Raw genomic sequence first — 10,614 nt, 5'->3', positions numbered from 1 at the left:
TGTGTATAAGAGACAGGGCTGTACACCGGGGGCGGGCTCTACCACTGCTTTGACCTGCTCGCCGAACTCCGGGTCCGGTAGCCCGATCACTGCGATGTCGAAAACCTTGGGGTGCAGGGTGAGAACGTTCTCGATCTCCTGCGGGTAGATGTTCACACCACCGGAGATGATCATAAATGCCTTGCGGTCGGTGAGGTAGAGATATCCTTCGTCGTCGACTCGGCCGACGTCGCCGCTCGTCGTCCAGTTCGGATGTGCCGGATGCTGCGCGGCTTTCATCTTCTCCGGATCGTTGTGGTAGGTGAACGGCAGCGTCTCGCGTTCGAAGTAGATCGTGCCCACCTCCCCGACCGGCAGTTCGTTGCCCTCGTCGTCGCAGATGTGCAACACCCCCATGCCGGCCCTCCCCACCGAACCGGGTTTTCGCGACCACTGATCGGAGTCGATCATGGTGATCCCCATCCCCTCGGTACTGGCGTAGTACTCGTGCAGGATCGGTCCCCACCAGTCGATCATGGCCTGCTTGACCTCGACCGAGCACGGAGCGGCCGCATGTACGGCCACCCGGTGACTGGCCAGGTCGAATCGCTCGCGGTCGGGCTGGGGCAGCTTCAGCATGCGAACGAACATCGTCGGCACCCATTGACTGTGCGTCACCCGGTAGCGCTCGATGGCCTCGAGGGCCGCCACCGGCTCGAAGCGCGGCAGCACGACAACCGTCCCGCCCAAGGCGTGCACCCATCCACCGAAACGGAACGGGGCCGCGTGGTAAAGCGGTGCAGGACATAGATATACGGTCTCTTCGTCGAATCCGTAGGCGCTGCCGAATATCGATACGTACGGGTCGCCCGGCTCCCCCAGGCGTCGCTGCGGCAGCGGCTGTTTGATCGCCTTCGGCTGTCCGGTCGTTCCGGACGAGTACAGCATGTCGCCACCGACTCTGTCGTCGGGTACCGGAACGGCCCCGGTCTCAGCCAATTCCGTTTCGAAATCGGTGTGCCCCGGAATCGGACCGCCGAAGGCCAGCCGACCCTCCACCGCGGGCGTCGAATCGATAATCGCCTCTGCCGCCGCGGCTTTACCAGCAGATGCAATCACAATCCTCGCACCGCAGTCGTTCACGATATAAGAGATCTCGCCCGGGCTCAGGCTGTGATTGATCGCGGTCACATACAGCCCGCTTCGCTGCGCCGCCCAGTACGCTTCGTAATAGCGGGGACTGTTGTCGGAGAGTAGCGCGAAGTTGTCCCCGCGCCGCAGCCCGCGCTCATAGAGCAATCGCGCCAGTCGCGCCGAACGGTCCTCCAACTGAGCGAAGGTCAGCGTCTCGCCGGTGTCGGCCATGATCACCGCGGGCCGATCCGGTGTCCGCTGAGCGTATGCACCCGGATACATCGGGCCTCCCTACCAGCTGCCAGACACCGGACTCATCGCCGCGCCGTGCACCGAGCCTGCACCGAATCGCACCTGAAGTCAATACTGACTGCCGATCGAAGTCAACGCTGACTGCCGGCGGCATTCCAGGCGCGCCTACGCGGCCAGCAGAACTCTCGCCACATCCCGCCACTGCGCGAGATGCGGATCCCGAGCCGGAGTTCGCGGATCGAACCCGTACGCCACCGAAGCCCCTCGCATGCTGGACAGCAATGTGTCGACCACCTGCTGATACCGCGGGCGCGCGGACCAGACCGGCCCGAACATCACCGCGAGAGTTTCGTGAATCGCCTTCTGCAACTGCCGTTCCGCCGGCCGCAACGCCTCTCGCAGCGAGTCGTTGTGCCGAGCCGCCACCCAGAGCTCTATAGATGCCCAGAAGAAGGGCTGATGGAAATTCGTCCACATCTGTCCGATCGCCTCATCGATACGAGCCGGGTCGTCGTCAGGCACGGCGATCATCGAACCGACCTCCGTGCGCAGCTCGGCGACTCGCGCGGACGCCAGATGCTGGACGGCCCCGACCAGCAGCTCGTCTCGCGAGGAGAAATGATGTAGCAGCCGCCCGCGCGAGATGCCCGCCAATTCCTGAATCCTCAGCGTCGACGCACCCGCGTATCCGTATTCGACCAGGCACTGCACGGCCGCGTCGAGAATCTGCTGACGGCTGGCTCGACTACGTCTCTCCTGCTGTTGCAGGTAGCTCTCTGCGCGTGTGGCTGCCATGGCCTCGATACTACGACGCCGCGGCAGAGTACAGTCAGCACTGACTGCAGGATTCGCAGAGAAGGAAACGCCATGCTGGTTGACGGAAATATCGGCGGCTCGATCGACGGCACCGGCGGCGGTGACCTGAACGCTGTCGGCGAACAGGTCGACTTCGCCGACCGCCTCGGATATGACGGCGTCTGGTCGACCGAAGTCGCCCGCGACCCGTTTCTGCCCCTGCTGGCCGCCGCGCAGCGCTCCCCTCGGCTGCAACTGGGCACCGCGGTCGCCGTGGCGTTCGCCCGGAATCCGATGACGACGGCCATGGTGGCCAACGATCTGCACGCCTTCAGTTCGGGGCGGTTCATGCTCGGACTGGGCTCGCAGATCCAGGCCCATATCGAGCGTCGTTTCAGCATGCCCTGGTCGGCGCCGGCCGATCGGATGCGGGAATTCATCTCGGCGGTGCGCGCGATCTGGCACAGCTGGGAAGCCGACGAGCGCCTCGACTTCCGTGGCGAGTTCTACCGGCACACGCTGATGACTCCGATGTTCCGGCCCGAGCGCAACCCCTGGGGGACACCGCCGATCCTGCTCGCGGCGGTGGGACCGAAGATGACCCGGGTCGCCGCGGAGGTCGCCGACGGCATTGTGCTACACGGCTTCACCACCGAGCGATACTTGCGCGAGGTCACGATCCCACTCCTCGAAGCGGGACTGCGCGCCTCGGGGCGCGACTACGCCCGGTTCACGACCAGCTATCCGGGACTGATCGTGACCGGCGCGGACGATCGCGACTTCGACCGGGCACTCGATGCGGTGCGCCGGCAGATAGCCTTTTACGGAGCCACCCCTTCCTATCGTCCGGTGCTGGAACTGCACGGCTGGGGCGAGCTGGGCACCGAACTCCATCGCCTGTCCAAGTCCGGGGACTGGCAGACGATGACACATCTGGTGGACGACACAGTGCTCGAAACCTTCGCCGTGGTCGGCGAACCCGACACGATAGGCGCGCAGATCCACCGCCGATTCGCCGGGATCATCGACAGATTCACCCTGTACACGCCATACCCGATGGCCGACGCCGTGCGCTACACCATCATCGACGACCTGCACGAATCGGTGACGGCATGCCCCCGGAGCGAGGCCGGCACGCAACCCACAGCCGACAGCTACAGTCAGTATTGACTGCAGGTCTCCTACTGGGTTACCGTCAGCTGGCACCGCGCCAACGCGGAAAACCCGTCACCTGCCCAGCACGTGATTCGTCGTTCGCCCCGCCGCGCTATCGCTACGGCCGGGCCGTGCCCTCGATCGGGCCATATGCGGAGAATGAGGAGAAGCCGATGCCGAATCAGGCCATCGTGTACGAAGCGATTCGCACACCCCGAGGTAAGGGAAAGAACGGATCGCTGCACAGCATCAAGCCGATCGACCTCGTTGTCGGTCTGATCGACGAACTGCGCGCGCGCTTTCCCGATCTCGATCCAGCCCACATCGACGACCTCGTCCTCGGCGTCGTCACCCCGGTGGGCGATCAGGGCGGCAATATCGCCAAGGCCGCGGCATTGACCGCGGGACTGCCGGAAACCGTTGCGGGCCTTCAGATCAACCGATTCTGTGCGTCGGGCCTGGAAGCGACCAACCTCGCCGCCCAGAAGGTCGGCTCCGGATTCGAGAGCCTGGTACTGGCCGGTGGCGTGGAGTCGATGTCGCGGGTACCGATCGGCACCGACGGCGGCCCGCTGTTCAACGACCCGGCAACCGCCTACGACCTGCATTTCGTACCTCAAGGCATCGGCGCCGATCTGATCGCGACGATCGAGGGGTTCAGTCGCGTCGACGTCGACGCCTACGCCGTACGCTCGCAGCAACGTGCGGAAAATGCCTGGGCCGGTGGATATTTCACGAAGTCCGTGGTGCCGGTGAAGGATTTCAACGGAGTCACCGTGCTCGACCATGACGAGCACCGGCGCCCCGGCACGACGGTCGAGTCGCTGGCGGCGCTGAAGCCGTCGTTCGCCGCCCTCGGCGCGGCCGGCTTCGACGCCGTTGCGCTGCAAAAGTATTCGTCGGTGGAACGCATCGACCACGTCCACCACGGCGGCAACAGCTCCGGCATCGTCGACGGTGCGGCATTGGTCCTGATCGGAAACGAAGAGGCGGGCAAACAATTCGGGCTCACGCCCAGGGCACGCATCGTGGCCACCGCGGTATCCGGCGCCGACCCCACCATCATGCTGACCGGGCCGCGGCCGGCCACCGAGAAGGTGCTCGCCAAGGCGGGGCTGAGTCTCGACGACATCGACCTGTTCGAATTGAACGAGGCCTTCGCGTCGGTGGTTCTCAAGTTCCAGAAGGACCTCCATATCCCCGACGAGAAGCTCAACGTCAACGGCGGCGCGATCGCCATGGGCCATCCGCTCGGCGCCACCGGCGCGATGCTCGTCGGCACCGTGATCGACGAACTCGAGCGCCGCGGTGAACGCCGAGCGCTGGTGACGCTGTGCGTCGGCGGCGGCATCGGCATCGCGACCATCATCGAACGCCTCTGAGCAGGAACGGAATTCGGCAAATGACACAGGCACAGACGATCCGCTGGGAGCGCGGCTCCGACGATATCGTGGTCCTCACCCTCGACGATCCCGCCGCCTCGGCGAATACGATGAACGGCGCGTTCTTCGTATCGCTGACCGCGGTGGTCGATCGCCTCGCCGCCGAGCGCGACACGTTGCGCGGCGTGGTGATCACCTCGGCGAAGAAGACGTTTTTCGCGGGTGGCAACCTCGACGATCTCGTCGCCGCGACGCCCGACGACGCGCAATACTTCACCGACTTCTGCAATGGCATCAAACATCAGCTGCGCCGGCTCGAGACCTTGGGCCGTCCGGTTGTCGCCGCCATCAACGGCGCGGCCCTGGGTGGCGGACTGGAACTCGCACTGGCCGCCCATCACCGCATCGCGGCCGCCAAGGGCGTGGTCATCGGCCTGCCCGAGGTCGGTCTGGGACTGCTGCCGGCGGTGGGCGGCGTCACCCGCACCGTGCGCATCCTCGGTGTGGAACGCGCGCTGAGCGAGGTGCTGCTGACCGGAACACGGTTCAAGCCGCAGAAGGCGCTGGAACTCGGGCTGATTCATCGAGTCGTCGCCACGGCCGAGGAGTTGGTCCCGGCGGCCAAGGCCTGGATCGAGGCGAACCCGGATGCCGCCCAGCCGTGGGATACCAAGGGCTACACCATCCCCGGCGGCACCCCCGCCGATCCCGGGCTGGCGTCGCGCCTCCCGATCCTCACCGCGACCCTGCGCAGCCGGTCGAAAGGCGCCCCGCTGCCGGCACCGCGTGCCATCCTGGCCGCGGCCGTGGAGGGGGCGCAGGTCGACTTCGACTCCGCCACATCGATCGAGACCCGCTACTTCATCCCGCTGGTCACCGGCCAGATCGCGAAGAACATGATCCAGTCGGCGTTCTTCGATATCCAAACCGTGCAGGGCGGCGCCAGCCGTCCAGCGGGCGAACCCGCCTTCGCGGCGACGAAGGTCGGCATCCTCGGCGCCGGGATGATGGGTTCCGCCCTGGCGTATGTGTGCGCACGAGCCGGATTGCCGGTCGTACTCAAGGACCTCACGCTGGAATCGGCGCAGCGCGGTAAAACCTATGCCGAGAAGTTGGAGGCCAAGGCAGTGGCCCGGGGCGCGACGACCGAAGCGAAGTCGAAAGAGCTTCTCGGCCGAATTCGTCCGACCGCCGAGGCCGGCGATCTCGCGGGCGTGGACTTCGTCGTGGAGGCGGTGTTCGAGGACGTCGCGCTCAAACAGCGTGTGTTCCAAGAGGTTCAGGATATCGTCGAGCCCGATGCGGTACTCGGGTCCAACACCTCCACACTGCCGATCAGCACGCTCGCCGAAGGCGTGAAACGGCAACAGGACTTCATCGGAATACACTTCTTCTCGCCCGTCGACAAGATGCCGCTGGTCGAAATCATCACCGGGAAGAACACCTCGCAGCAGACATTGGCGAAGGTCTTCGACTTCACCCAGCAGATCGGCAAGGTTCCGATTGTCGTAGGCGACAGTCGCGGCTTCTTCACCAGCCGCGTGATCATGACCTTCCTCGACGAGGCGGTCGCCGCCGTCGGCGAAGGCGTCACCGCGGCACTGATCGAGCAGGCCGGTGCACAAGCCGGATACCCCGCCCCGCCACTCCAACTCATGGACGAGCTGACTCTGACGCTGCCTCGCAAGATCCGGCAGGAGAAGCGGGCCGCGATCGAGGCGGCCGGCGGGCGCTGGTCCGCGCACGGCTCGGAAGCGGTCATCGACAGCATGATCGATGAATTCGATCGCAAGGGTCGCTCCACCGGGAGCGGCTTCTACGACTACGACGAATCGGGTAAGCGGATCGGCCTGTGGCCCGGGCTGCGCAACGCCTTCGGATCGGGCACGCACGACATCCCGATACGCGATCTGCAGGAGCGCATGCTGTTCGCCGAGGCACTGGAAACCGTGCGTTGCTTCGACGAGGGCGTCCTGACCTCCGTTGCCGATGCCAATATCGGATCGTTGTACGGGATCGGCTTCCCGAGCTGGACCGGCGGTGTGCTGCAGTACATCAATGGTTACGACGGCGGAGTGCCCGGCTTCGTAGCACGCGCTCGCGAGCTGGCAGCGCGCTACGGCGACCGCTTCAACCCGCCGGAATCATTGCAGGCCAAGGCCTCTCGCGGCGAAATCTACCGCTAGTCCACCACATCGCGGAGGGGCACTCGCTGCGCGCGGTGCCCCTCCGCGTTCGCACGATGAGTCGCGTTCCGAAGATGTGCGCCGAGTCCGGCGCGGACACATGATCACCCCGAATCCGTGTCAGGACAGCACCGCGTCGACGAAGGCCGCAGGCAGCGTCGGCCCGCCCTCGCGACTGTTACCCGCAAGCCGCTTCACTATCGCGCGCACTCCTGGATCGCCGTAGCGGAGCAGACCGATCAACGAACGTTCGGCGCACAGGCGTGCCCCCGGTAGCAGGGTCCGCTCGGCCTGCTCCGTCTCACCGGCGGCGGCGAGGCAGCCGGCCAGCAGCAGATTTGCGTGTAACAGGGCTCTGGGCCGATGGTGCCCGGCAAGGCGGTCCACTCGGGAGCGCGCCAGCACACACGCCTCGGCGGCCGCCGTAACCGATTGCCGGGCAAGCAACTCCCGGATCACCGATTCCTCCTGCAGTTCCGCGGTGACCAGGTCTATCCCGTTCGCTGCCTCGTCCCAGCCGGACGACGCGACGAGACCGGACGAAGGATATCCGGCGGGAACGGGTATCCCGGCCCGGATGCACTCGTTCGCGATGCGGGCCGCCAGACGCGGCATCGACAACGTGGTAGCCAGACGCCACCCGTCGTACAAGCGCTGCCGGGCGGCGTCGAGATCACCACGCAACGCCTTGATCCGCGCTCCCGTACCGAAGGTGGCGAGCATCGAATCGACGATTCCGCCCTCCAGGCCGAGTTCGTAACCCTCGTCGAGTAGACGTTCGGCGGCGTCGAGGTCCCCCTTGTCGAACAGGAGATCTCCGAGCAACGCGCCGGCGATCCGCGCCGCGTGCAACCGGCCGCCACCGCTTCGCCCCGCGACTCGCACCGCGGTACGGAAATCGTCCTCGGCCGTCACGATATCGAGCTCCTCGTTCGCCGCGATGCCGTCGAAACTGTAGCCGTACATGACGCTGAACGGCCCGCGCATACGCCTGTGATAGTCGATCGCCCATTGCTGACGGCGGTGCACCGCGGCGAAGTCGAAACGGTAAATCGCCACGAAGGCGTCCATATCGGCCGCCGTACTGACGACCCATGGGTGCAGCTCCTGCGGCCGGTGCAGCGCGTCGGCTACGAGTTCTGCCACGCCGCCGAGACGGTCGGCCGAGACTCGCACCGCCGCCTCGACCACGTCGGCTTCGATCTCCACCGTCTCATCCCGCACGCCGAGGCCGTCTCGGAGCAGTGAACGAACCTGCGCCAGCGCGGAATTCGCCGGCTCGCGGCGCTGCAGGAGGAGGTTGGCCCACGCCTTGGCGAGCTGCAAGCGCGGGTTGGTCCGCACCGCAGACGGCGGTAGCTTCTCGATCACCGCCAGTAACGTCGACATCTGTGACTGCTCGAGAAGGTGGGTACCATCGCGCTCAACCTTCTCGACAGCCCAGTCTTCGTCACCGGCAGCCAGTGCGTGATCGACCGCCTCACGCAGGAACTGGTGGTCGGCGAACCATCGATATGCCACGCGATGAAGGTCGGTGACCCAGTCAGGGTGATCGCGCTCGAGCCGCCGCCGCAGAAACTCTGCGAAGAGGTGGTGGTACCGAAACCAGTTCCGATCCGCATCGGACCTGATCAGAAACAGGTCGCGGGCCTCGACCTCTTCCAGCAAAGCCGTTGCGTCCGGCATCTCGGACAACGCCGATGCCAGACTGCCCGACAACCGCTCGGTGACCGATGTACGGAGCATGAATTCGAGTAACCGCGGTTCCAGACCGTCGAGCACATTTTCCGCCAGGAAGTCACCGATCGCGTGGTGGCGACCCGACAGGTGGCCGATCAGATCGTCTGGGTCGTCGGCGCCGCGTAGTGACAACGCCGCCAGTTGCAACGCGGCAACCCAGCCTTCGGTCGACTCGGTCAAATGATCGATGTCGGCGGGTTCGAGCGCCAGCCCACCAGCGCCGGCGAAGAAGGAGCCCGCCTCGGATACGTTGAAACGCAATGTATTCGAGTCTATTTCGACCAGCTCGTCCTGAACTAGCATGCGGCTCAGCGGCAGCCCGGTCCGGCTCCGGCTGGTGACGATCACCTGCAGGTGGTGACATCCGCGCTCGAGCAAGTAGCCGAGCGCCGATATGGTGGTGGCGTCGGTCACCCTATGCCAGTCGTCGATGACCAGGGCGACCGGTTGTGCGGCGGCATGGACCCTGTCGACCAGCGCCGAGAGCACATAGGGCTGCGCGGTGTCGCCGTGCAGTTCGAGTAATTGCCCGAGCGCCTCGGCCAGCTCGGCCGACACCGGCCGGAGCGCCTCGACCAGATGCGCCATGAACCACACGACATTGTTGTCGTCCTGGTCGACGCTGAGCCACGCCACCCGCACGTTCTCCCGAGTGAGCACCTCGCGCCACTGCGAGGCCAGAGTGCTCTTGCCGAATCCGGCGGGCGCGTGAATCACGATCAATCGACGACGTTGTCCGGCCCGGAGCAGTTCGAGCAGCCGCTGCCGTACGACCAGCGGGCGCGTCGGGGTCGGCGGCCGGAATTTGGTCGATGCGGCCGGCGGTGTATCGACGGCAGCCGCTCTCCGGACCTGGCCGTAGGCGCCGGTCGTGAACTGCGGCAAATCGGTCACGCGGATTGTCGAATCCTTCTCCGCTCCTTCGGTTTTCGCACTCGCCGGCAGCACCATCCGATCGACGGGGACACCGTGACGGCGCTGCGCCGCGCACAGCTGCTCACCCAGCGCCGCAGCCGAGGCCTGTCGATCTTGCGGCCTGTGCGACATCGCACGCTCGATCACGCGGCAGACATCATCGGGAATGTCGCGTGCCCGCAGGTCCGGCAGCGGCTCGGAGGTGATTCGCAGGAACTGTGCGACGAGCTTCTCGCCGCTACGGCGTTCGAAGGCGGCGTGGCCGGTGATCAGGCAGAACAGCGTCGACCCGAGACTGTAGACGTCGGAGGCAGCGGTCGGCGGATGCCCCTGCAGGATCTCCGGTGCGGTGAAGGCCGGAGATCCGGTGACGACCCGGGACGTCGTGACGAATCCGCCGGAAATGTGTGCGATTCCGAAGTCGGTGAGCTCGGGTTCGCCGAACTCGTTCAGCAGGATATTGCCGGGTTTGACATCGCGGTGCAAAATGCCCGATCGGTGGGCCGTTTCGAGCGCGCCGGCCATCTTGATCACAATCCGCACAGCATCGCTCCACGGGAGGGGGCCGTCGCACTCGATCGTTTCCTGCAGCGACTTTTGTGGGTGATACGGCATGACGATGTACGGCCGGCCCTGCGAGAGCGCACCGCTGAACAGGATGCTGACGATATTCGGATGCACGGAGAGCTGGCCCATGGCTCGCTGCTCACGCAGGAAGCGCGATCGATTCTCCGAGTCGAGCTCGGCGGTGAGCACCTTGACCGCCACGGTTCGCCGCAGTGCGGACTGCTCACAGCGGTACACAACTCCGAAGCCGCCCTTCCCGATCGGAACGACGGCCTCGAACCCGGCCGACCGCAACTCCGCCGCAATGCCTTCGGTGAGATCTCGGTGCGCGTCCTGAGGGTCGCCGCTGACCATCGATCGGTCCCATCTCCCGATGTCCACCCGCGCCACATGGGACCGGAGAAGGTTTATCACCCCGACAGACGTCCGGTCCGCCTGCTCGCGTATCGCCAGCATACCGCGCTGGGTGCGGCCGACTCGGGAGATCGAGACAGCTCCGGAAACTACCC

6 protein-coding genes are annotated in these 10,614 nt (G+C 65.6%); 3 read left to right on the top strand and 3 right to left on the bottom strand.

The window, feature by feature from the left end:
- The coding region (locus A5780_RS18740) for an acyl-CoA synthetase (protein WP_064909112.1) at nucleotides 1-1,395 on the bottom strand (1,395 nt) is incomplete at its 3' end.
- Between the two features lie 135 nt (nucleotides 1,396-1,530).
- Nucleotides 1,531-2,160, bottom strand: coding sequence for a TetR/AcrR family transcriptional regulator (locus A5780_RS18735; RefSeq protein ID WP_063009800.1), 630 nt, complete (start codon nucleotides 2,158-2,160; stop codon nucleotides 1,531-1,533).
- A gap of 72 nt (nucleotides 2,161-2,232) precedes the next feature.
- Between A5780_RS18735 and A5780_RS18730 the strand changes: the two genes are divergently transcribed.
- The 3 genes from A5780_RS18730 to A5780_RS18720 all read left to right on the top strand — a co-directional run bounded on the left by A5780_RS18730 (nucleotide 2,233) and on the right by A5780_RS18720 (nucleotide 6,883).
- Nucleotides 2,233-3,330, top strand: coding sequence for an LLM class F420-dependent oxidoreductase (locus A5780_RS18730; protein ID WP_082976557.1), 1,098 nt, complete (start codon nucleotides 2,233-2,235; stop codon nucleotides 3,328-3,330).
- A gap of 158 nt (nucleotides 3,331-3,488) precedes the next feature.
- A complete protein-coding gene (locus A5780_RS18725) occupies nucleotides 3,489-4,697 on the top strand; it encodes an acetyl-CoA C-acetyltransferase (RefSeq protein WP_064909111.1) in 1,209 nt (402 codons plus the stop codon).
- Nucleotides 4,698-4,717: 20 nt separating this feature from the next.
- Nucleotides 4,718-6,883, top strand: coding sequence for a 3-hydroxyacyl-CoA dehydrogenase NAD-binding domain-containing protein (locus A5780_RS18720; protein ID WP_064909110.1), 2,166 nt, complete (start codon nucleotides 4,718-4,720; stop codon nucleotides 6,881-6,883).
- A gap of 120 nt (nucleotides 6,884-7,003) precedes the next feature.
- On the opposite strand, the gene A5780_RS18715 is transcribed toward A5780_RS18720, so the two are convergent.
- Entirely contained in the window at nucleotides 7,004-10,459 is a 3,456-nt protein-coding gene (locus tag A5780_RS18715) for a serine/threonine-protein kinase (protein WP_064909109.1), read from the bottom strand.
- Nucleotides 10,460-10,614 lie beyond the last annotated feature (155 nt).

This window comes from Nocardia sp. 852002-20019_SCH5090214 (assembly GCF_001665865.1).
Lineage (GTDB): Bacteria > Actinomycetota > Actinomycetes > Mycobacteriales > Mycobacteriaceae > Nocardia > Nocardia nova.
Note: the sequence above shows the minus strand (reverse complement) of the source record. Positions and strands in the feature narration are given on the sequence as shown.

Coding starts and splice junctions, on each gene's coding strand:
- A5780_RS18735 (WP_063009800.1), bottom strand. CDS start 2,160: ATGGCAGCCACACGCGCAGAGAGCTACCTGCAACAGCAGGAGAGACGT.
- A5780_RS18720 (WP_064909110.1), top strand. CDS start 4,718: ATGACACAGGCACAGACGATCCGCTGGGAGCGCGGCTCCGACGATATC.
- A5780_RS18730 (WP_082976557.1), top strand. CDS start 2,233: ATGCTGGTTGACGGAAATATCGGCGGCTCGATCGACGGCACCGGCGGC.
- A5780_RS18715 (WP_064909109.1), bottom strand. CDS start 10,459: ATGGTCAGCGGCGACCCTCAGGACGCGCACCGAGATCTCACCGAAGGC.
- A5780_RS18725 (WP_064909111.1), top strand. CDS start 3,489: ATGCCGAATCAGGCCATCGTGTACGAAGCGATTCGCACACCCCGAGGT.